This window comes from Streptomyces calvus (assembly GCF_006782915.1).
In the GTDB taxonomy this organism is placed as follows: Bacteria; Actinomycetota; Actinomycetes; order Streptomycetales; family Streptomycetaceae; genus Streptomyces; species Streptomyces calvus.
In genome coordinates this window covers 48,265-68,883 of the sequence record NZ_VCNP01000007.1, presented here as the reverse complement: position 1 = coordinate 68,883, position 20,619 = coordinate 48,265, and the positions used below count along the sequence as shown (strand labels likewise).

Here is a 20,619-nt window from a genome sequence, read left to right as displayed (position 1 = left end):
GACCCTCCGGGGCACAGTCCCCGACCATTCCGCCAGGCGTTTGCTGAGCGCGGCACACGGCGGGATGGTGTTCGATGAGTGCCGCGAACGCCCTCCTGGGCCTGCTGGCCGTGGTCGTCCTGACCGCCGGCACCGGATACTTCGTCGCCCAGGAGTTCGCCTACGTCTCCGCCGACCGGCTCGCCCTCGCCCGTGACGCCGAGGCGGGCGACCGGAAGGCCGCCCGTGCCCTGAAGGTGCTGGAGCGGCTGTCCTTCATGCTGTCGGGCGCGCAGCTCGGCATCACCGTGACCGGTCTGGTCGTCGGTTTCATCGCCGAACCGTCCGTCTCCGCACTGCTCGAACCCGCGCTGTCGGGTGCCGGACTGCCCGACGCGGCCGTCAGCGGCATCTCGGTCGTGCTGGCCTTCGTCCTCGCCACCGTCGTGCAGATGGTGCTGGGCGAACTGGCCCCGAAGAACCTCGCCATCGCCGTGCCGGAACGGCTGGCGAAGTCGCTGGCCGCCTCGACCCTGGCGTACCTGAAGGTCGTCGGCCCGGTCGTGCGGATCTTCGACGGGGCGGCGAACCGGCTGCTGCGCCGGGTCGGCATCGAGCCGGTGGAGGAACTGCACCACGGCGCCACCCTGGAGGAGCTGGGCCACCTGATCGGTGAGTCCCACGAGCGGGGCGCGCTGCCGGAGGACACCGCCGCCCTGGTGGACCACGCGCTGGAGTTCTCCGACCGGACGCTGGACGAGGTGATGGTGCCCCGCGTGGACGCCGTCTTCGTCCGCAGGGACGCCACGGCCGCCGAGGCCGTCGACCTGATCGCCGCACACGGCCACTCCAACTACCCGGTGCTCGGTGACCACCCCGACGACGTCAACGGGGTCCTCGGCGTCGCCGAGCTGATGCGGCTGAGCCCCGAGCGGCTGGCGGACAGCACGGCCGGTGCGGTCGCCCGGCGGCCGCTGCTGCTGCCGGACACGCTCCCGCTGCCGGACGCGGTCACGCAGATGCGGGAGCGGGACGACGAGTTCGCCGTCGTGCTGGACGAGCACGGCGGCGTGGCCGGCATCGTCACCTACGAGGACATCGCCGAGGAGCTGGTCGGCGACATCGCCGACGAGACCGACACCGTCACCGAGGTGGCCGTACCGGACGGCGAGGGCTGGCTGGTGGACGCCGGCCGCCGCCTGGACGAGGTGGCCGAGGCCACCGGCGTCGAGCTGCCCGAGGAGGACGACTACGACACCGTGGCCGGCCTGGTCGTCGACCGGCTCGGCCGCTTCCCGGCCGTCGGGGACCGGCTCGCGGTCACGCTGCCCGACGGCGGACGTGCCGTGATCGACGTGCACACCCTCGACCGGCACGTGCCGGGACGCGTGCGACTCGAGCGACGGACCGAACAGACGGAGAGGCAGACATGAGTTTCCCGATGGCGCTCTTCGTCACCGTGCTGCTGCTGATCGGCAGCGGGTTCTTCGTGGCGGCCGAGTTCGCGCTGGTCGCCGCCAAGCGGCACCGCATGGAGAAGGCGGCGGCCGAGGGCCGGCGCGGCGCCGGGTCCGCCCTGGCCGGCATGCGGGAGCTGTCCCTCATGCTCGCCGGTGCCCAGCTCGGCATCACCGTGTGCACGCTGGGCCTCGGCTCGGTCTCCAAGCCCGCGATCTCCCACGAGCTCGACCCGCTGCTGCAGCGGCTGGGACTGCCCGGCGCGCTCGGCTACGGCGTGGCCTTCGCCGTCGCGATGATCGTGGTGGTGTTCCTCCACATGGTGGTCGGCGAGATGGCACCCAAGTCGTGGGCGATCGCTCACCCGGAGCGTTCCGCGATGCTGCTCGCTCCGCCGTTCCGGGCCGTGGTGAAGGCCGTACGGCCACTGATCCGGCTGCTCAACGCGTTGAGCAACGCACTCGTACGGCTGTGCCGGGTCGCCCCGCGCGACGAGCTGGCCTCGGTCCACAACCGGGAGCAGCTCACCCACCTGGTGACCGAGTCCGAGCGGCTCGGCCTGATCAGCCGGACGGACTCGGAGCTGCTGACGCGTTCGCTGACCGAGCCGGAGACCCCGGTGCGGGATCTGCAGGTGCCGGCCGACGGGATCACCTCGGTCGACGGCGCCGCCGACGCCGACGAGATCCTGCGCCTGGCCGCGGAACGCGGCCGCACCCGGCTCCTGGTGCGTGACCACGACACCGTCCTCGGCTCGGTGCACGCCCGGGACGTCGTGGTGGCGCGTGCGCGGGGGCGGGCGACGAACGCCCGTGCACTGGCCCGTCCGGTGCCCGAGCTGAGCGGCGACGCCACGGTCGCGGACGCCATCGACCTGCTGCGCCGCCGCCGGGCCTCGCTCGCCGTCGTCCGTGACGAGACCGGCCGGCTCACCGGCATGGTGAGCCTGGACGACCTGCTGGCGCGCTTCCTGCAGCCGCAGTCGGCCTGACGGCACCACCGCGCGGGCGCCCCGGTGTCACCGGGCCGCCCGCACGGTGAAAACTACAGTGCTGTAGAAGTCTCTTCGGGGCGTGACCGTTTCGGCGGGCCCCGGTCCGGCCGGACCTGCCGGTGCGGGCCGTCGCACGGCGCGGAGGAGACAGGGCAGCAGGATGCCGCAGCACCACCACGATCACACGGCCGCAGCCGTCGCCCCGCCGGGGCGGCGGCGCCTGGCCCGCCACTGCCGTGGCATCACCGAGGCCCGCTGGTTCGCCCTGACCGTCTTCGGCGTCATCCTCGCCAACGCCGCACTGCTGGGGGCGGAGACGTACTCCGGGGTCGTCGACGAGTGGCACCGCTGGTTACGGCTCGCCGAACACCTCTGCCTGGCCGCGTTCACCGTCGAAATCCTGCTCCGCATGGCCGCCCACGCCGACCGCCCGCGGAACTTCTGGAAGGACCCGTGGAACGCCTTCGACCTGGCGGTGGTCCTGTGCGCCTTCCTGCCCGTGGTCCGCGAGAACACCACGGTGCTGCGGCTGCTCAGGCTCGCCCGGGTCCTGCGGACCGCCCGCTTCCTGCCCCAGCTGCGTGTCGTGCTCGTCGCCGTCGCCCGCAGCCTGCCCGGCACCCTCGGCTTCCTGCTCGTCGGGGCGCTGCTGCTGTACGTGTACGCCATGGTCGGCTGGGTCTTCTTCGGCCACCACGACCCCGAGCACTACGGCTCCATCGGCCGTGCCGTCCTGACCCTCTTCCTGCTGATGATGCTCGACGGCATCGGCGACGCCGTCCACGCGGGGCTGGAGATCTCCCGCTGGAGCCTGCTCTACTACGCCTCCTACGTGCTGCTCGCCTCGTTCGTCCTCGTCAACGTCCTCATCGGGGTCGTCCTCAACTCCCTCGACGAGGCCAAGGACACGGACGAGGACGGGAACCCGTCGGGTGCGCGCCGGGCGGCGGCCGAGCCGGAGGACCGGCACCTGCTGCTGCGGCGCATCGAGGCGGCCCGCCGTGCCCTGGACGACCTCGAACGCGACCTGGCCCGGACGGCCGGCACGGCTCCACCGCCGTCCGGCGAACGGGAACGGGTCGTGCCGGGTGCGGAGCGGCGCACGTGACGGCCCCGGCGGGCCCGCCGCCCTCGGCGTCGACACCGGTGCCCGCCCGGTCCGGGGCCGCGGTAATCGTCGCCCGGCCCGCGCGACGATCGCCGACCGCGCCAGCCTCAAGGCCGCGCCGGTCTGGAGGCCGTACCGGCTCGGAGGTCGCGCCGGATCGGAGGCCGCGCCGACCCCGACGTCGCACCGGCCGGAGGTCGCATCGGCCCGGAGGTCGTACCGGCTTGGAGGTCGCGCCGTCTCGGAGGCCGTACCTGCCCTGGGGTCACGGGTGTACGGGCCGCCCGGCCGGGTGCGGCGGGACGGTGGCGCCGTCCCGCCGGGCTGTCCGGCGTCGGTCAGAGGTCGAACTCGTGCGGCGGCAGGTCCAGGGCGTAGCACGCCTCGCGGACCACCGCCCGCTCGTCGGCGTCGAAGTCGCCGTCGGCGCCGCCGATGACGATGCCGATCTGGACGACCGCCCGCGCCTCGGCGGGCTTCTTCTTCGCCTTGGCGATCTCCTGGAGGACGCTCACCTTGCCGAAGTCGAAGTCCGTGGTGAGCTTGCCGAGGTTCTCCTCGAAGCGGCGGCGCAGATCGTCGACGGGGAAGTTCGCCAGTACCTCGTTGGTGGCGATGAGCTGGGCCACGCGCTGCCGCTCGGATGCGTCGACCGTGCCGTCCGCGGCCGCGACCAGGGCGCACATCGCCATGCTCGCGTCGCGGAAGGCGCCGCTCTTCAGGTCGTTCTTCCGCGCCGTCAGCTGGGTCTGCATCAGTGACGCGGACTCCTTGAGGCGGTCCCACAGGGCCATGAGAACTCCGTACGTGTCGGGAGGGCGCCCGGCGCGACGACGCCCCGGACACCCTTCACTTCTACAATGCTGTAGAAGTTACCAGTCGTCGCCGTCCGGGCGCCGGTCGACACCGCACTCCGTCGGCCCGACCCCCGGATGAGTCCGCGTCACGGGCCCGACGTCGATGTCAGGCCGCGGTCGGGGGTGGCGTGAGGCCGCCCACCGGCGGTGCGAGGCGGGCGAAGCCTTCCTGGCGCTCGTAGGGGAAGTACGGGTAGGGCGCCGCCTTGCCGCTCGCCGCGTTGAGTCTCGCCATTTGGTCGGGCGTGAGCGTCCAGCCGACGGCGCCGAGGTTCTGGCGGAGCTGCTCCTCGGTGCGGGCGCCGATGATGACGGAGGAGACGGTCGGCCGCTGCAGCAGCCAGTTGATGGCGATCTGTGGGACGGCCCTGCCGGTCTCCTCCGCGACCTCGTCGAGGGCGTCGATCACGCGGTAGAGGTGTGCGTCCTCCACCGGCGGGCCGTAGCCGGCGGTGTCGTGGAGCCGGCTGCCGGCGGGGAGCGGCCGGTCCCGCCGGACCCTGCCGGTGAGCCGTCCCCAGCCGAGCGGGCTCCAGACGAGGGCCCCGAGGCCCTGGTCGAGTCCGAGGGGCATCAGCTCCCATTCGTAGTCGCGGCTGACGAGGGAGTAGTGGACCTGGTGGGCGACGTGGCGCGCGTGGCCGTACCGCTCCGCGACGGCGAGGGACTTCATCGCCTGCCAGCCGGAGAAGTTGGAGATCCCCGTGTAGCGGACCTTTCCCGCGCGGACGAGGTCGTCGAGCGTGGACAGGACTTCCTCGACGGGTGTGCCGGCGTCGAAGGCGTGCAGCTGCAACAGGTCGATGTGGTCGGTGCCGAGCCGGCGCAGCGCGTCCTCGCAGGCCGTGATCAGGCGCGACCGGGAGGAGCCCGCGTCGTTCGGGCCGTCACCCGTCGGCAGGCCGGTCTTGGTGGACACGATCACCCGGTCCCTGCGGCCCTTGATCGCTTCGCCCAGCACCTCCTCGGACGCGCCGTCGGAGTAGACGTCGGCCGTGTCGAACATCGTGACCCCGGCGTCCAGGCAGATGTCCACGAGGCGGCGCGCTTCTCGCGCGTCGGTGGTGCCCCAGGCCCCGAACAGTGGTCCCCGGCCGCCGAAGGTGCCCGCGCCGAAACTCAGTGCGGGCACCTTGAGCCCGGACGCACCCAGCCGCCTGTATTCCATGGTCACTCCTCGATCTGCTCAGCCGGTCACTAACGGTTCCAGAGTTCCGTTAAGATGGGAGCCAAGGTAGCAGGTGGAAGCGATTAACGAAACTGGAGTCCCGTTATGGGTTCTGAGGGTGCTGCGGAGCCGGGAACCGTCCGGCCGGGAGGACGCACCGCGCGGGTGCGGGCGGCGGTGCTGCAGGCGGCCGGGGACTGTCTGGCCGAGCGGGGCTTCGCATACCTGGACCTCGCCGACGTCGCTCGCCGTGCCGAGGTGGGCAAGACGACCGTCTACCGCCGCTGGGGAAGCGTCACCGGCCTGGTGGCCGACCTGCTCGCGGACATGGCCGAGCAGTCACTGCCGCGCACCGAGACCGGCACGCTGCTCGGCGACCTCAGGGCCAACGCCCGGCTCGTCCAGCGCACTCTGGCCGATCCGCGGCAGGGCGCGCTGTTCAGGGCGGTGATCGCGGCCGCCACCTGCGAACCGAAAACCGCCGAGGCCCTGCACCACTTCTACGACACCCGCGTCGAGGAGTGGGCCCCCTGCGTCCGGCAGGCCGTCGACCGGGGCGAGGTGCCCGAGGGCACCGACCCTCACGAGGTGATCCGTGCCGTCTCCGCCCCCCTCTACTACCGCCTGCTGACCACCGGCGACCGCCTCGACGAAGACGCCGCGGACCGGGCCGCCGAGGCCGCCGCGGCCGCGGCACGCGCGGGCGTGTACGTGCGGGGCGACGGCGTGGTGTGACCGGCGCGCAGCCGTCACCGGGGGGCGTACCGTCGTGCGTGATCTGCGGCGACGTGGGGCGCGCCAGATCGTCCGCGGACCCGGCGCGCACGGGCGGTCGGTGCGGGCGGCGACTTCGGCGGGTGGGCCGCGCGGTCACCGACGGGCCGACGGGGGAGCGAGGGTGAGTGTGCCGTCGGCGTCCACGGTGAAGCCGACGCCGCTGATCCGCTCCAGCGTCTCCCGCAGCCACGCCCGCTCCTCCCGGGATGCGTCCTCCAGCCGCATCCGCCGGGCGCGCAGCGGCACCAGGCGCAGCCCCGGCCGTCCACCGCCCGCCTCGACCGACACCAGATGGGCGAGCCGGAGGTCGTCGCGGTACTCCTCGTGACCCGAGATGCCCTCGTAGTCGTCCACGAAGTCACCGCAGCCGTACAGGATCAGCCGGTCCCGGTACACCTCGACGGGCCGGGGATGGTGCGAGGAGTGGCCGTGCACGACGTCGACACCGCCGTCGACCAGCGCGTGGGCGAAGCGGACATCGGCGGACGGGACGCCGTACCCCCAGTTCGAGCCCCAGTGCACGGACACCACCGCGATGTCACCCGACTGTTTCGCCCGTCGCACCCGCCGCAGGACCGCCTCGGCCGCGGCGGCGGACGCCGTGGGAAGGTACGCCACGCCCGACTGCTCACCGGTCGCCGCCCAGCCCGGCGGGATGCCGCTCGACGTCAACCCCACGGCGAACACCAGCACCCTGCCGCCCGCGACCGGGACCACCGCGGGCGCGTACGCGGCGGCGGCGTCCCTCCCCGCGCCCGCCGTCCGCAGACCCGCCCCGCGCAGCGTCTCCAGCGTTTCCCTCAGCCCCGGACGGCCGAAGTCCAGCACATGGTTGTTGGCCAGGACGCACACGTCGGGCCTGGCCACCGCCACCGCGGGCACGTTGGCCGGGTGCATCCGGTAGTGCACCGCCTTCCCCGGCGCGAACGCGCCGCCGCGCGTGACGGCGGTCTCCAGATTGACGATCCGCACGTCCGGCGCGGCGTCGTCCAGCACCTCCAGCGCCCGGCCCCACGGCCAGGAGAACGGGACCGGGCGGGGGACCGGGCCGTTCACGGCCTCCGCCAGCGCGACGTAGTCGCGGGCGTCGCGGACGTATCCCTCCCGCAGCACCGGATCCCCCGGGTGCGGGAGGATCTGGTCGACGCCCCGACCCAGCATCACGTCGCCGCACAGGAACAGCGTCACCATTCCGGCCGCCCTGAACTCCGTAGGGGCCGACCGGGTACCCGGGGCGGAACGCCGTCGAACCCGCGGCCGGTGGCGGGCCCCGCAGCGGACCCGGTGGTGCCCGCGCTTGCCGGGCGCCGCCCCGGGTACGCGAGTCGCCGTGGCATCCGGCGCGCGGCAGGAGACGGCGGCACCGGACGTGGCCGTGCTCGTGGGGCTCCAGGCGTCCGGCAAGTCGACGTTCTACGAGCAGTGCCTGGCCGGCCGTTATGCGCCGGTCGGCAAGGACCGGATGCCCCGGTCGGCGCGGCGCAAGCAGGACCGGCAGATGCGCCTGGTGCACGAGGCGCTCGGCGCCGGCAGGTCGGTGGCGGTCGACAACACCAATCCCTCCCCGGAGGAGTGGCGGCCGCTCGTCGCCGCCGCGCACGCCTGCGGGGCGACCGTCACCGCGTACTGGTTCCCGCCCGACCTGCCGGGATCGCTGGAGCGCAACGCCCTGCGGGACGGCCGTCACCGGGTCCCCGACATCGGCCTCCGCGCCACCGTGCGGCGGCTGCGCCGCCCCACCCGGGCGGACGGGTTCGACGCCGTTCACGAGGTGCGGTTCGACGGCCGCGGCGGATTCCTGGTCCGGCCCCTGGACGGGGAGAGCTGACACCCGGCCGGACCGCGACGACGACCGGCGTCCCGCCCTGACCGGCCGGCGCATCGGCTCGGGACTCGTCGTCGCGCCTGCCCGCGTCCCGCTCGGCGTCCCGCCGCTGAACCGGTCCGCCCCTGCCCGCGGCCCGGCCGACGTCCCACCCACGTCCCGCTCGGCGTTCCGCCCGGAACCGGCCAGTGTTCCTGCCCGCCGACCGGCTCGGCGTTCCGCCCGGAACCGGCCAGTGTTCCTGCCCGCTGACCGGCTCGGCGTTCCGCCTGGAACCGGCCAGTGTTCCTGCCCGCCGACCGGCTCGGCGTTCCGCCCGGAACCGGCCAGTGTTCCTGCCCGCTGACCGGCTCGGCGTTCCGCCTGGAACCGGCCAGTGTTCCTGCCCGCCGACCGGCTCGGCGTCCCGCCCGGAACCGGCCCAGTGCTCCTGCCCGCCGACCGGCTCGGCGTCCCGCCCGTGGACCTGTCGGCGCCCCGTCAGGAGTGGTCCCCGCCCGTACCGTCGTCCTCCGCGCCGGTCCGCACCCGCGCCCCCTGCCGCAGCAGTTCCTGCTGGACGAGCGCGTACGGCAGCTCCCGCGGGGTGCGGCCGAGGCGCACCGCCAGCGCCGCGCAGACGCCCGCCGCCTGACCGGTGGCCATCGCGATCGGCATGACCCGGTACGAGGAGTGCGCCACATGCGTGCCGGAGATGCAGCGCCCGGCCACCAGCATCCGCTCCGTCCCCCGGGGCAGCAGACAGCGCAGCGGGATGTCGTAGAACCGTCCGCGCGGCACGCGTTTGAGGACGGTGCCCGTGCCCCTCGGGTTGTGGATGTCGACCGGATAGGCGCCGTGCGCGACGGCGTCGGGGAAGGAGCGGGCGGCCAGGATGTCGTGTCCGGTCAGCTGGTACTCGCCCAGGATGCGGCGCGTCTCCCGGACCCCGATGTGGGTGCCGCTCTGCACCACGTAGGAGTCCTCGAAGCCCGGCACGTGGTGGCGCAGGAAGTGGTCGATCTGCTGGAGCTGGCGGCGGGCGGTGTACTCGGCACGGCTCAGGTCCCACACGTCGGTGCCGAGCGCCCTGGTGACCCGGGTGCTGTTGACGCTGACCTCGCCCGGGTGCGGGGTGCCGAAGAACAGCATGTCCTCGCGCGGCAGCCGCAGTTCGCCGTCGGCCGTGGCCTGCTCCACCAGGTCCCACAGGCCGTGCACGCCGCGCCACTGGTCCGGGTGGGCGCGGACGTACTCGGCGAACCGCGGCCGGAGGAAGTCGGCGACGCGGAACATGAGCGTCATCGGCTGCACCAGCCCGTCCTCGGGCCGCCCGATCTCGTACGGCGCTCCGCAGGCGGCCGCGACGTCGCCGTCACCGGTGGCGTCCACCACCACGCCCGCGTCGATGACCACCGGCCCCGACTTCGTCTCGAAGACCACCCGCCAGCCGCCGTCGGCCGGCAGACAGGCCGAGGCGAAGGAATGGAACAGCATCCGCACCCCGGCCTCGTCCAGCAGGTCCAGCAGGACCAGCTTGAAGACCTCCGGGTCGAACGGCACCGTGTACCCGGTCTCCAGGGACGGCGGGACGCATCCGCCGCGCTCGGCGAGCCGGTCCAGCAGCCGCCACAGCACCCCGGCCACCACGGGCTCGCCCTCGCCGTGGTCCGTGGGCAGCAGCCGGGTGCCGTCCCCGGCCGCGTCGAACGCGGCCTGCCGGTGCTCGTTGTGGAACGACATCAACGGCATGACCAGGGCCACCGTCGCGTTGCCGCCGAGGAACCCGTAGCGCTCCACCAGCACCACGCCGGCCCCGGCGTCGGCGGCCAGCGCGGCACCGCAGCCGGCCGGGCCGCCCCCCACCACCAGCACGCCGGTGCGGCCCGCGTGCCGGGCCGCCCGCGGCGGCAACGTGACGGTGCGGGACGGATCGGGTGCTTCGAGGATGGGCATCGTGTCACTCCCGTCGGCTCGCTCGTGCCGTGCCGCTACGGCGGTCCGCCCGCGGCACGCACCCCCTGCCCGGGGCCGCCCGCGCCCTCCGCGCCGCCCGCGCCCCGCTCGCCGGCGCCCGTCGCCCCGGCGTCCATGCGGTCGAGCAGCACGCCGCAGCGCGTGCACGTCTCCAGGGCCAGCGTGCGCAGTTCCCGCACCCGGCACCGCAGCTCCGCGCGGCGCTGCGGATACTCGTCCCAGAGCCGGTCGACCTCGGCCAGCAGCAGCCCGGTCTGCTCCCGGGCCACCCCCACCAGCGCGGGCGCCCCGATGCGCCGCGCGAAGTCGAAGACCTTGCCCGAGTACGGCAGCGGCAGCACCGGCAGTCCGGCCAGCGCCGCGAACATCACGAAGTGCAACCGCATGCCGACGGCGAGGTCCAGATGGCGCATGAACCCCAGCACCTGCCCGGGACTGTAGGCGCCGTTCAGGATCCGTCCCCGGTCAGGGGCGCTCATGTGGGACAGCACGGCGTGCGCGTGCCGCACGTCGTGCCGCTCCATCGGCATGAACACCACGAACGCGTCCAGACGCCGCACCAGGAAGTCCGCCACCTCGGCGAGCAGCACGTGGTAGTCGCTCTCGTCGAGCTTCTCGGCCGCCCGGCCCGGCTCCCGCACCGACATGCCGACCAGCCGGGTGCCGGTGGGCACGCCCTCGTCCCGCATCATCCGCGCGGTGAACGGCTCGGGGCACAGCCGCAGCGCCGGATCCGCGGTGACCCTCAACTCCCGTTCCAGGCCGACTTCCTCCAGCACCAGCCGGGACTCCTCGTCCCGCACCACCACGTCGTCCATCCCCGGCAGCACCGCCCGTACCGCCTCCCGGTCCTCCGGCTCCCGCAGCGGGCCGGCGCCGACGGCGTACGCGAACGTGCGCACACCACGGGTCTGCGCCGCCCGGACCAGCCGGAGATAGCGGCGCGCCTCGCCGTCGTAGAGGATGCCGCCGCCGCCCAGCACCAGCAGGTCCAGGCCGGACAGCACCTCCAGGACCGCGCCCTGCGCGACGCCCTCCCAGCCCGCCACCTCGTCGGCGTCGCCGCTGTGGGCGCGGGTGTGCGCGGGGTCCCGGCTGAAGACGACGAGCCGGGCGGCCGGGCGGTGCGCCCGCAGACAGCCCAGCACGCAGGCGAGGATGGCCTCGTCGCCGGTGTTGAAACCGCCGTAGGAGCCGAGGACCCCGATGCGCGGGCCCGCCGGGCCGGGGAACGGGCGGAGGCGCGGGGCGACATCGGACATCCGTGCACTCCCCTCGCGTCGAAGCCGGGGCGACGACCCGGGTAACCGCCATCGCCCCTCTTCACACAACGGGCCCGCGGCCATACGGGACGGGCCCGCGGTCGTAGGGGACGGGCCCGCGCTCGTACGGGACGGGCCCGACGGCCCACGGTCCGCAACCTACGGCCTACGGCCTACGGCCTACGGCACGCCGAGCTCGAACAGCACGTATCCCGCGTACGACCCGGAGGCCACCGCCGCCGTGCCCAGAACCGTGAGCAGCGACGGCAACTTCAGGCGCCGCATGGCCAGCGCGAGCGGCACGAACAGCGGGAACAGCGGCAGCAGGTAGCGGGAGACGTTCCCGAAGTACTGCTGGGTGGCCATCACCATCAGGTACGACAGCACCGTGTACACGACGAGCACCACCGGCGGGCGCAGCCGCACCAGCAGCACCGTCAGCACCGGCACCAGCAGCACCACCCCGACCCCGATGGTGTCCTCCATGGGCATGGCGAACAGATAGTCGTGGTGGCCCACCGGCAGCGAGGTCAGCACGTCCAGCGTGTGCCGGCCGAAGTCGAACTTGTGCGCCCAGGCGCCGTCCTGGAGCTTGTTGTAGCCGCCCCAGTCACCCATCCGGTACCCGACCCAGCCCAGGTAGCCGACCGCGCCGAGCGGCGCGATCAGCACCGCGACCAGCGGACGGCGGATGCCCTCCTCCCGCCGCAACACCGCCACCAGCCCGGCCACCGCCAGCGCGGCGACCAGGGTGACCGCGGTGGGCCGGGCCAGTCCGGCGGTGAAGGTCAGCACCCCGGCGGTGAGCCAGCGGCGGGTCATCACCGCGTAGCAGGCCCAGGCGGCCAGCGCCGTGTAAACGGACTCCGAGTACACCGCCCACTCCGCGCCGGACCCGGGCCACACCGCCCACAGCCCGACGGCGACCAGGCCGGCCGCGCGCCCGCCCAGCCGGGCCGTGACGGCGTAGATGCCGAGCGCGGCGACGAACGAGGCCACCACGGACACGGTCATCCCGGCGCCGTACGGGCCGAGCCCGGTGACCTCCGAGACCAGCCGCATCAGCGCCGGATAGAGCGGGAAGAACGCCGCCGAGTTGCCCTTGAGGGTGATCAGGCCGGTCGCGCCGGGTATCGGCTCCAGCGCCGGGTCGTAGCCGTGCAGGGCGATCTGCTGGTACCACCAGCCGTCCCAGCTGCCCAGGACGTCCCAGGGGTGGGCGCCGCCGCCGAAGCGCGGATGCTTCTCGCGGAAGTCCCCGGCCGCGTCCAGCAGGTACATGAACACGGCGAAGCCCACGAGCTTCAGTCCGCCGTACATCGCGAGGACGGGGCCGTAGTGCGCGGCGGCGCGGCGCAGCCGCTCGCGCCGGTCCGGGGCGGCCTTCCCCGGTTCGGGCTCGGACGCCGGGGCCGGGACGGCCCGGCTGGTCCCAACGGTGGTCATGAGGCGGAGGATCCTGTCGTACGGCGGGAGCGGTGGCCGGGGAACACCCAGGCCCGCAGGAGGAGGAAACGCAGCAGGGTCGCGGCGAGGTTGGCGGCGACCAGCGTCAGCAGTTCCACGCGCGGGCCGGCCCCGGGCGCGGTGCGGTGCAGCACGGCCAGCGAACCGCTGGTGAGGGCCAGCCCCACCAGGAACGCCGCCAGGCCCTTGAGCTGGTGCCGCAGCACGCCGGCGCGGCCCCGCACCCCGAAGGTGAGCCGCCGGTTCGCGGCGGTGTTGGCGACGGCGCTGGCCAGCAGGGCGAGGGCGTTGGCCGCCTGGGCGCCCGCCGCGGGCCGCAGCAGACTGTAGAGCAGCAGGTAGAACAGGGTGCTGGCCACGCCGACGGCGGCGAAGCGCAGCAGTTGCGGAACCAGCGCGGGCGGCAGCCCCGCGGCCTTGTCGACCTCCTCGGGGCGGCGCAGCACGGCCAGCGGCAGCCGGCCGCCGGCCAGTGCCCGCCCCAGCCGGGCCATGCCGCGCAGGTCCGCCAGCGCCGTCGCCAGGATGTCGACCCGGCTGTCGGGGTCGTCCACCCAGTCCACCGGCACCTCGTGGATGCGCAGCCCGGCGCGCTCGGCGATGACCAGCAGCTCGGTGTCGAAGAACCACTCGCGGTCCTCGACCAGCGGCAGCAGCCGCTCGGCGACGTCCCGCCGCACCGCCTTGAAGCCGCACTGCGCGTCGGAGAACCCGACGGCCAGGGTGCCGCGCAGCAGCCCGTTGTAGCAGCGGGAGATGATCTCCCGCTTCGGGCCGCGCACCACCCGGGACCCGCGGGCCAGCCGGGTGCCGATCGCGATGTCCGAGTGCCCGGAGATCAGCGGCGCCACCAGCGGCAGCAGGGCCGCCAGGTCGGTGGACAGGTCCACGTCCAGATAGGCCAGGACCGGGGCCTTCGACCGCGACCACGCGGTGTGCAGGGCGCGTCCGCGGCCCTTCTCGTCCAGCCGTATCCAGTCCGTCCCGGCGAGTTCGCCGCTCAGCCGCTCGGCGATCCGCGGTGTGCGGTCCGTGCTGGCGTTGTCGGCGATGGTGATGCGGAACGGGTAGGGGAAGGTCTCCGCGAGGTGCGCGTGGAGCCGCCGCACACAGGGCTCCAGGTCGTTCTCCTCGTTGTACACGGGGACGACCACGTCCAGGACGGGGTCCGGGTGGTGCGCCGGCAGCGGCGCCCGGCGCGGCAGCGCCAGCGGGACCGCGGGCGCGGCGGTGGTGCGGCGGTCGGTCGGCGCCGACCGCCTCGCGGTTCTCATGACGGGCTCACGGTCTCTTTCCGGCGTACGGCATGGCGGGTGTTCGGTGGGGACACGCCACGGTCGCCCGAGGTGGGTGGTCGGGTGAACGGCCCGGGCGGCGGTCGCCCGGGCGGGCGGCGGTCGCTAACCGCCGTCGGCCGAGGCGGAGTCGGCCGGAGTCGAGGACGCCCGCGTCGCGTGCGTCGGCGGCGGAGCGGACGTCGACGACGTCGCGCCCCGGAGGCCGGCACCGGGAGTGGCGGACGGGGGAGGGGGATACGACGGCGTGGCGTCCCGCGGGGGGATCGTCGTCGCGTCCGTGGGCGGGCGGGAGGTGCCGGGCGCGGACGTCGTCGGCGCCGGGGACGCGGGCGGCGGTGTCGGACTGGTCGCCGGCAGGGGCCGCCGATCGGCCGGCCGGGTCTCCGGGCCGGTGCCCGGCAGCAGCGCCAGCGCGGCACCGAGCCCGGTCACGGCCAGCGCCGACCCGCCCGCCCGCCACAGCAGACGGGCCCGGCGGCGGGCCCGGATGCCCTGGTACAGACGCCGCTGGTGGCGCGGCTCGAAGGGAGCGTGCTGCCGGGTGTCGTGCAGCATGCGCGTCAGTTCCCGCTCGAAGTCGTCCATCGCTTCTCCCCTCACCCCACGGGCCTGACGGAGTCGGACAGGAGTTGCCGCAGGCGCGCCACACCACGTGAGGCGTGGGAGCGGGCGGTGCCCACCGGGCAGCCGAGGGCCTGCGCGACCTGCCCTTCCGGCAGGTCCTCGTAGTAGCGCAGCACCACCGCGGCCCGCTGCCGGGGCGGCAGTTGGGCCAGCGCGGCCTCCAGGCGCGAGCGTTCGGCGACGGCCGAGGAGACGTCGTCCGGTTGCGGCCGGTCCGGCACGTCCCCCACCGGCCGCTCCCCCCACCAGCGCCGCCGGGCCGATCGTGCCGCGAGCCGCACCAGGATCTGCCGGACGTACGCCTCAGGGGCCTGCTCGGCGACCTTGGGCCAGGCGAACCAGAGCTTCACCAGGGCCTCCTGGACGAGGTCCTCGGCGCGCTGCCGGTCGCCGCCGGTGAGCAGTCGGGCGACATGGAGCAGCGCCGACCAGCGGGCGGCCACGAACTCGTCGAAGCCGTCGGCCCGAAACCGCTCCATCCCCACCGTCCCGCATTCGAACAACCCCTTGCACCTCAGACAAAGACTCTTGGCCCGCCGAAACGATGCACCGAGGCGCTGTGATCCATCTCACTCCGGGCGTGCGAAGGGGCGGGCCGGTCGCCCACGACCGCCGCGAACGGCGATCGGTGGGCGCACGGCCCGCCCCTTCGCACCTTTGGGGTCACTGCACCTGGTACTCCGGTGCGGTTCGGGACGATGAGTGTGGTGCCCCTGCGGACCGGACTCGGCCCGCGGGCTTCCACGCGGGAGCTACGGGGTGTCCGCCTCGGTGAGGGTCAGGGACGGCGGCCCGTCCGGATCGGGATTGAACTCCACCTTCCCCCCGCCCCTCGTGTAGAGCTGGACGCCGCCGATCGTGCCGGTCCCACCGGTCTCGATCGCCAGGTAGACGAAGTCGCTGCCCGCCTGGTCGCCGAGGAACTCCCATCGGCCGCTGAAGTCGACGGGATCGGCACCTCCCCGTCCCAGATACTCGTCCGCCGAGATGCCGGTGGCGGTGAACGTCCCGTCGGACCCGAGTTCGATCTCGCCGCCGGTCTCGGAGTTGCGGTACACACCGGGGAGTTCGCCGGCGTCGACCGATTCCGTGCACCCCGTGGTGAGTGCCGCGGAAGCGGCCAGGACGGCACCGAGCCACCGTCCACCTGTCGTCTTCAGGATCACGGGCCCAGCGTAGACGTCGAAGTCCATCACCTGGGCCCCGGGGTCACCGACCGCCCGGAAGCCGCCGACGACCGTGCCGACGCGACGGCCGTGTCGACGCGACGGCCGACGGCGCCGCTCCGCCCGTCAGGCGTTGTCCGATGACGGTGGGTGGGGCGCCGACTCGGGCCGTCAGCTGCGGTCGCCCTTCGGCTTGCCGCGCTGGTCCGGAGTGCCGTGCGGCGGCGGGCCGAACGGCTCCGGCGACGTGGCCGGCGAGACCGGCGACCCGGACCGGCCGGTGCTCTGCTCGGGGCGCAGGGCGTCCGGGTCGCCCGACGTCGGCTCGGCGCCCGCGCGCAACTGGTCCAGCCGGGCCGTCAGCACCTCGGTCACCGGGAGCCGGTCGGCGTGCGACCGCTCGTAGGCCAGGAGTTCCTCGACCTCGCCCGCGGACAGCGAACGGACCCGGCTCTCCAGGCCCCCGACGGGCAGATGGTCGTAGTCCGGCAGCGGCAGGGCGTTGCGGGCGGGATCTGCCATGGTTCTCACTTCCTTGTACGACGTTTGCCTGGGCGCCGGGCACGGCGCCGGGCCGCGGACGGTCAGCGGCCGCCCGGGCCTCCGCTGCCGAACGCACCGCTGCCGCCCTCGTCCCAGCGGGGCCGCTCCTGCGAGGCGCTCGTGCGGCTGCCGGAGTTGCCGTGCTCGTTCAGCTCGTGCGGGGTGAGCCGCTCGTCGCTTCTGGGCATCTCGTCCGGCTCCCGGTGCTCCCGCACCTCGTGGACCGGGCCTCCCTCGGGCATCCGGGGCTGCTCCTCGGGCCGGGGCCGACGCACCTTGTTGTTCCTGACCCGGCGGCTGCCGAACACGAACATGCCGATCAACAGGGCCAGCACCACCACGCCCGCCACCACGAGCCCGGCGCCGAGGGCGCCACGTCCTGCCGCGAGGTCGGCCGCGTGCATCCAAGAGGTGTTCATCATGGCTCGCGAGTACCCCCCGTCCCGGCCACGAACCCGCTCATCTCACCGCTCACCGTGCACCGCTCATCGCTCACTGATCACCGATCTCCGTGCACTGGTCACCGTGCACGCTTCACCGTCCGTACGTCGTCCCGCGCGTCGTCCACTCGTCACCGTGCCGCGCGCGTGCGGCCGCGGTTCGCCTTGCGGATCGCCTCCAGCAGCTCCGCCTTCGACATCCGCGACCGTCCCTCGACGCCGAGCCGCCGGGCGACCCCGTAGAGGTGCTCCCTGGAGGCCTGCTCGTCCACGCCCTCGCCGCTGCGTCCGCCCTGCTGCCGCGGGCGCGCTGACCGCGGATCCGAGGGGCCCTTGCGGCCGCCCTCCTTGCGTTCCCAGTGGTCGCCCACCTTTTCGTGCGTGTGCTTGAGGGCTCCGTAGGCCACGCGGTGCGCCCGTTCGCCCTCGCCGTACTGCTCCACGGCCGCGTCATGGGCCTTGATCCAGGTGCGCCGGGCCTCCTCCGAGGAGCGTTCCAGGGTCGAGGGGAGTTCCTGACGTCCGGGCATCTTCCCCACCTCCGTCACTGCTCGCTCCGGGCCGCCCGGGTGCCCTGCGCGGGTCCCCGGAAACCGGACGGAACCCTTGCGGGAGCCGGGTTTGGCCGCCCCGGCCGGGGCTACCCGCGCCGTGTGACGACGACATCTCAAAAGGAGCTGTTCCGGTTCCTGGAGGACCGCTTCGCCTGCGCCCAGGCGTGCACGGAGTGCGCGCGGGCCTGCGCGATGCGGGCGAGTCTCGTGGACCCGGACGGCACCGAGAACCAGGAACTCGTACGACGCAAGGGCATCATGTGCGCGGAGGTGTGCGACGCGACCTGCCGCGTGCTGTCCGAGCAGAACCAGGTGGACGAGGCGGCCATCCGCATCCAGGTGGAGTGGTGCCGCCAGGTGTGCCTGGAGAGCGCCCAGGTATTCGACGAGCACTCCGGGGCGGAACAGGCGGCGGAGGCCTGCCGCGCCTGCGCCCGGGCCTGCACGGAGTTCCTCGTCACCCTGAACTGACCACGCACACCGGGTGATCCGCCCGTGCGAGGTGCCGTTCGGCGACGAGGCGGGCAGGAGGGCGCCGGTCATCCGGCCGGGCCGGGCGGGCACCGAGCGGCCGGAGGAGCAGGGCTGCCCGTCGTGCGTGCCTGTGCGGTGGACGGCGGGACGGCAGGCGTCGGGCTCGTGCGGCAGCAGGCCGTGGGCGTGACCGGGCGGCGGGCGGACGGACGGTCCGGGGCCGGTCGGGCACCGTACAAAATCGGGCGAGTTGTCGCCATACTGGACGGGCCAGGGGAGGGCGGCGACTGCGACGGGGGCGGGCGGCTCAGATGGGGGACAGCGGGCTGATCCATGGCCGTTACCGGTTGATGGACCGGATCGGACGCGGCGGCATGGGGGAGGTGTGGCGGGCACGCGACGAGTCGCTGGGCCGGCAGGTCGCCGTGAAGTGCCTGAAACCGCTCGCGGAGCAGCCCGACCCGTCGTCCGCCCGGGTACTGCGCGAACGGTTCCGCCGCGAGGCCCGGGTGGCCGCGGCGCTCCAGCACCGCGGGATCACCGTGGTGCACGACTTCGGCGAGTCCGAAGGCGTGCTGTACCTGGTGATGGAACTCCTCCGGGGCCGCAACCTCAGCCGGCTCCTGGAGGACAACAAACACCACCCGCTGCCCCTGGACGAGGTGGTGGAGATCGCCGGGCAGGTCGCCGACGCCCTCGCCTACACCCACGACCAGGGCGTCGTGCACCGGGACCTCAAGCCCGCGAACATCGTGCGGCTGCACGACGGCACCGTGAAAATTTGCGACTTCGGCATCGCCCGCCTCGGCCACGACATCGGCTTCACCTCCCGGCTGACCGGCACCGGCGTCGCGATGGGCACCCCGCACTACATGTCGCCGGAGCAGATCGGCGGCGGCCAGGTCGACCGGCGCAGCGACCTGTACTCCTTCGGATGCGTGCTCTACGAAATCGCCACCGGCGTACCGCCGTTCGACCTCGACGACGCCTGGGCGATCCTCGTCGGCCACCGCGACACACCGCCCACGCCGCCGCGCGGCCACCGCGCCGACCTGCCCGAGCGGCTGGAGCGGATCATCCTGGACCTGCTCGCCAAGGACCCCGGCGAACGGCCGCACAGCGCCCGCGAACTCGCCGACCGGATCGGCGTGTTGCGGGCCGCCGGGTCGGGCGGCGTGCCCGCCGCGGTGGCGGCGGCCCGCCCGGAACCCGCGGGCACGCCAGGCGGAAGCGGGCGCGCGCTCCGTCCGCGGCGCGCCGCCGAGCCCGCCCCGGCCGGCCGCGCCGCCCGGCTGCCGTCCTGGACCCGCACCACGACCACCGGCCACGAGCCGGTCGACACCGGCGACACTGGCGACGGCGGCGGCGGCGGCGACGGCGTGGACGGGCGGGCCGCCGTCGGCGGTGGCGGCCGGCCCGGGCTGCGCACCACGCCGCCCGCCCCGTCCGACGAGTGCGCCCGACGCCCCGGAACCGCCGCCCGCCAGCGCACCGCACCGCCGAAGCGGCCCACCCCGTCACCGCAGGAGCCGCCCGACGACCCGGCCGGGCGGCACAACGCGGGCCTCGGCCTCGGACGCCTCGGCCGCTGGGCGGAGGCGGCACAGCTGCTCCGCGAGGTCGCCGCCGAGCGCACACGCCTCCTCGGCCCGGACCACCCCGACACCCTCGCCAGCCGCTACGAGGCCGCCTTCGCCCTCAGCCGCACCGGCCGCGCCGCCGACGCGCTGCGCGAGTACAAGCAGGTCGCCGCGGCCCGTATCCGCGCCCTCGGCCCCGACCACCCCGACACCCTCGCCGCCCGCCAGGAAATGGCGTACGTCCTCGCCCAGTCGGGCCGCGCCGCCGACGCACACCAGGTGTACCTGTCGGTGCTCGCCGCCCGCGAACGCACCATGGGACCCGACCACCCCGACACCCTGCGCTGCCGCCACAACCTGGCGTACAACCTCAGCCGGCTCGGCCGGCCGGAGGACTCCCACGACCTGGCCCGCGAGGTCGCCGCCGCGCGCGCCCGGGTGCTCGGGCCCGAGCACCCGGACACCCTCGTCACCCGGTGCGAGGTCGCCCACGCGCTCGGCCGCCTCGGCCGCTGGAGCGAAGCCCTGGAGACCTACCGCGAGGTCGCCGAGGCACGCGCCAGGGCCCTCGGCCCGGACCACGCCGACACCCTCGCCGCCCGCCACGAGATCGGCATCGCCCTGGGCCGGCTCGGCCACGTCGGCGAGGCCCTCGACCACTACCGCGACCTGGTCGCGGACCGCACCCGGGTGCAGGGCCCGGCCCACCCCGACACGCTGCGCGCCCGGCACGGCATCTGCGTCGGTCTCGGCCGTCTCGGCCGCTGGGCGGAGGCCCTGGCCGAGGCCCGCGAGGTGTGCGCGCAGCGCGAGCGGGTCCTGGGCGCCGAGCACCCCGACACCCTCGTCAGCCGCCGCGAGGTCGCCGTCGGCCTGGGCTGGCTGGGCCGCTGGGCGGAGGCGCTGACCGAGTACCGGCGGGTCGCCGAGACCCGCGCGAGCGTCCTCGGCCCCGACCATCCCGACACCCTCGCCGCCCGCGACGACGAGGCGCACTGCCTGGACCGGCTGGACCGCGGCCGCAAGGCGGGCCGGCCGCACCGCCGGGCGGCCGCGCTGCGACCGTGGCGGGCCGCTCGCGGGGCCTGA

The 20,619-nt window shown here is 74.4% G+C and carries 20 protein-coding genes; 7 read left to right on the top strand and 13 right to left on the bottom strand.

Annotated features, from left to right (window positions below; genetic code table 11):
- Positions 1-74 precede the first annotated feature (74 nt).
- The 3 genes from FGW31_RS02735 (at position 75) to FGW31_RS02725 (ending at position 3,539) form a co-directional block, all read left to right on the top strand.
- Positions 75-1,412: a hemolysin family protein gene (locus tag FGW31_RS02735; protein WP_142191685.1), complete on the top strand. Its 1,338-nt coding sequence runs from the start codon at positions 75-77 to the stop codon at positions 1,410-1,412.
- Entirely contained in the window at positions 1,409-2,428 is a 1,020-nt protein-coding gene (locus FGW31_RS02730) for a hemolysin family protein (RefSeq protein WP_142191684.1), read from the top strand. Before FGW31_RS02735 ends, FGW31_RS02730 begins: the two co-directional genes overlap by 4 nt.
- A gap of 163 nt (positions 2,429-2,591) precedes the next feature.
- A complete protein-coding gene (locus FGW31_RS02725; protein ID WP_142191683.1) occupies positions 2,592-3,539 on the top strand; it encodes an ion transporter in 948 nt (315 codons plus the stop codon).
- A gap of 338 nt (positions 3,540-3,877) precedes the next feature.
- Here FGW31_RS02725 and FGW31_RS02720 read toward each other — a convergent pair whose 3' ends face one another.
- Both FGW31_RS02720 and FGW31_RS02715 read right to left on the bottom strand, forming a co-directional pair.
- Positions 3,878-4,333 carry a tellurite resistance TerB family protein gene (locus tag FGW31_RS02720; protein WP_142191682.1) on the bottom strand — a complete coding sequence of 152 codons (456 nt, stop codon included), beginning with the start codon at positions 4,331-4,333 and terminating at the stop codon, positions 3,878-3,880.
- Between the two features lie 169 nt (positions 4,334-4,502).
- Positions 4,503-5,564, bottom strand: coding sequence for an aldo/keto reductase (locus FGW31_RS02715; protein ID WP_142191681.1), 1,062 nt, complete (start codon positions 5,562-5,564; stop codon positions 4,503-4,505).
- 105 nt (positions 5,565-5,669) lie between these two features.
- On the opposite strand from FGW31_RS02715, the gene FGW31_RS02710 reads away from it, so the two are divergent.
- Positions 5,670-6,299: a TetR/AcrR family transcriptional regulator gene (locus tag FGW31_RS02710; RefSeq protein ID WP_142191680.1), complete on the top strand. Its 630-nt coding sequence runs from the start codon at positions 5,670-5,672 to the stop codon at positions 6,297-6,299.
- Positions 6,300-6,434: 135 nt separating this feature from the next.
- On the opposite strand, the gene FGW31_RS02705 is transcribed toward FGW31_RS02710, so the two are convergent.
- Complete coding sequence (locus tag FGW31_RS02705; protein ID WP_142191679.1) at positions 6,435-7,532, bottom strand: CapA family protein; 1,098 nt, start codon at positions 7,530-7,532, stop codon at positions 6,435-6,437.
- Between the two features lie 139 nt (positions 7,533-7,671).
- On the opposite strand from FGW31_RS02705, the gene FGW31_RS02700 reads away from it, so the two are divergent.
- Positions 7,672-8,169: an AAA family ATPase gene (locus FGW31_RS02700; protein ID WP_233452355.1), complete on the top strand. Its 498-nt coding sequence runs from the start codon at positions 7,672-7,674 to the stop codon at positions 8,167-8,169.
- Positions 8,170-8,646: 477 nt separating this feature from the next.
- Here the strand turns inward: FGW31_RS02700 and FGW31_RS02695 are convergent, their stop codons facing one another.
- From FGW31_RS02695 to FGW31_RS02650, 10 genes are all read right to left on the bottom strand, one after another.
- Positions 8,647-10,101 carry an FAD-dependent oxidoreductase gene (locus FGW31_RS02695; protein ID WP_142191678.1) on the bottom strand — a complete coding sequence of 485 codons (1,455 nt, stop codon included), beginning with the start codon at positions 10,099-10,101 and terminating at the stop codon, positions 8,647-8,649.
- 35 nt (positions 10,102-10,136) lie between these two features.
- Positions 10,137-11,384 (bottom strand): polysaccharide pyruvyl transferase family protein, encoded by a 1,248-nt coding sequence (locus FGW31_RS02690; RefSeq protein WP_142191677.1) that lies wholly within the window; start codon positions 11,382-11,384, stop codon positions 10,137-10,139.
- 180 nt (positions 11,385-11,564) lie between these two features.
- Positions 11,565-12,830, bottom strand: a complete 1,266-nt coding sequence (locus FGW31_RS02685) for a hypothetical protein (protein WP_142191676.1) — start codon at positions 12,828-12,830, stop codon at positions 11,565-11,567.
- Entirely contained in the window at positions 12,827-14,125 is a 1,299-nt protein-coding gene (locus FGW31_RS02680) for a bifunctional glycosyltransferase family 2/GtrA family protein (protein WP_142191675.1), read from the bottom strand. The genes FGW31_RS02685 and FGW31_RS02680 overlap by 4 nt, the downstream gene beginning before the upstream one ends.
- A gap of 126 nt (positions 14,126-14,251) precedes the next feature.
- Entirely contained in the window at positions 14,252-14,734 is a 483-nt protein-coding gene (locus FGW31_RS02675; protein ID WP_142191674.1) for a cellulase, read from the bottom strand.
- Positions 14,735-14,745: 11 nt separating this feature from the next.
- On the bottom strand, positions 14,746-15,252 hold the full coding sequence (locus tag FGW31_RS02670) for a SigE family RNA polymerase sigma factor (protein WP_142191673.1): 507 nt from the start codon (positions 15,250-15,252) through the stop codon (positions 14,746-14,748).
- 273 nt (positions 15,253-15,525) lie between these two features.
- The gene (locus tag FGW31_RS02665; protein WP_142191672.1) at positions 15,526-15,939 is read right to left on the bottom strand and encodes a hypothetical protein; all 414 of its coding nucleotides are present in this window, start codon (positions 15,937-15,939) and stop codon (positions 15,526-15,528) included.
- A gap of 171 nt (positions 15,940-16,110) precedes the next feature.
- Complete coding sequence (locus tag FGW31_RS02660) at positions 16,111-16,461, bottom strand: hypothetical protein (RefSeq protein WP_142191671.1); 351 nt, start codon at positions 16,459-16,461, stop codon at positions 16,111-16,113.
- A 62-nt stretch (positions 16,462-16,523) separates the two neighbouring features.
- The gene (locus FGW31_RS02655) at positions 16,524-16,901 is read right to left on the bottom strand and encodes a DUF6479 family protein (RefSeq protein ID WP_142191713.1); all 378 of its coding nucleotides are present in this window, start codon (positions 16,899-16,901) and stop codon (positions 16,524-16,526) included.
- 152 nt (positions 16,902-17,053) lie between these two features.
- Positions 17,054-17,452, bottom strand: a complete 399-nt coding sequence (locus tag FGW31_RS02650; protein WP_142191670.1) for a ChaB family protein — start codon at positions 17,450-17,452, stop codon at positions 17,054-17,056.
- 123 nt (positions 17,453-17,575) lie between these two features.
- Between FGW31_RS02650 and FGW31_RS02645 the strand changes: the two genes are divergently transcribed.
- A complete protein-coding gene (locus FGW31_RS02645) occupies positions 17,576-17,947 on the top strand; it encodes a ferredoxin (protein WP_142191669.1) in 372 nt (123 codons plus the stop codon).
- A 314-nt stretch (positions 17,948-18,261) separates the two neighbouring features.
- Positions 18,262-20,619, top strand: coding sequence for a serine/threonine-protein kinase (locus FGW31_RS02635; RefSeq protein ID WP_142191668.1), 2,358 nt, complete (start codon positions 18,262-18,264; stop codon positions 20,617-20,619).

What these genes read in the sequence shown, in the direction of transcription:
- FGW31_RS02705 (WP_142191679.1), bottom strand. Translation starts at nt 7,532, where the DNA reads ATGGTGACGCTGTTCCTGTGCGGCGACGTGATGCTGGGTCGGGGCGTC.
- FGW31_RS02725 (WP_142191683.1), top strand. Translation starts at nt 2,592, where the DNA reads ATGCCGCAGCACCACCACGATCACACGGCCGCAGCCGTCGCCCCGCCG.
- FGW31_RS02720 (WP_142191682.1), bottom strand. Translation starts at nt 4,333, where the DNA reads ATGGCCCTGTGGGACCGCCTCAAGGAGTCCGCGTCACTGATGCAGACC.
- FGW31_RS02710 (WP_142191680.1), top strand. Translation starts at nt 5,670, where the DNA reads ATGGGTTCTGAGGGTGCTGCGGAGCCGGGAACCGTCCGGCCGGGAGGA.
- FGW31_RS02670 (WP_142191673.1), bottom strand. Translation starts at nt 15,252, where the DNA reads ATGGAGCGGTTTCGGGCCGACGGCTTCGACGAGTTCGTGGCCGCCCGC.
- FGW31_RS02650 (WP_142191670.1), bottom strand. Translation starts at nt 17,452, where the DNA reads ATGCCCGGACGTCAGGAACTCCCCTCGACCCTGGAACGCTCCTCGGAG.
- FGW31_RS02690 (WP_142191677.1), bottom strand. Translation starts at nt 11,384, where the DNA reads ATGTCCGATGTCGCCCCGCGCCTCCGCCCGTTCCCCGGCCCGGCGGGC.
- FGW31_RS02675 (WP_142191674.1), bottom strand. Translation starts at nt 14,734, where the DNA reads ATGGACGACTTCGAGCGGGAACTGACGCGCATGCTGCACGACACCCGG.
- FGW31_RS02635 (WP_142191668.1), top strand. Translation starts at nt 18,262, where the DNA reads ATGGGGGACAGCGGGCTGATCCATGGCCGTTACCGGTTGATGGACCGG.
- FGW31_RS02660 (WP_142191671.1), bottom strand. Translation starts at nt 16,461, where the DNA reads ATGGCAGATCCCGCCCGCAACGCCCTGCCGCTGCCGGACTACGACCAT.
- FGW31_RS02730 (WP_142191684.1), top strand. Translation starts at nt 1,409, where the DNA reads ATGAGTTTCCCGATGGCGCTCTTCGTCACCGTGCTGCTGCTGATCGGC.
- FGW31_RS02715 (WP_142191681.1), bottom strand. Translation starts at nt 5,564, where the DNA reads ATGGAATACAGGCGGCTGGGTGCGTCCGGGCTCAAGGTGCCCGCACTG.
- FGW31_RS02695 (WP_142191678.1), bottom strand. Translation starts at nt 10,101, where the DNA reads ATGCCCATCCTCGAAGCACCCGATCCGTCCCGCACCGTCACGTTGCCG.
- FGW31_RS02685 (WP_142191676.1), bottom strand. Translation starts at nt 12,830, where the DNA reads ATGACCACCGTTGGGACCAGCCGGGCCGTCCCGGCCCCGGCGTCCGAG.
- FGW31_RS02655 (WP_142191713.1), bottom strand. Translation starts at nt 16,901, where the DNA reads ATGAACACCTCTTGGATGCACGCGGCCGACCTCGCGGCAGGACGTGGC.
- FGW31_RS02680 (WP_142191675.1), bottom strand. Translation starts at nt 14,125, where the DNA reads ATGAGAACCGCGAGGCGGTCGGCGCCGACCGACCGCCGCACCACCGCC.
- FGW31_RS02735 (WP_142191685.1), top strand. Translation starts at nt 75, where the DNA reads ATGAGTGCCGCGAACGCCCTCCTGGGCCTGCTGGCCGTGGTCGTCCTG.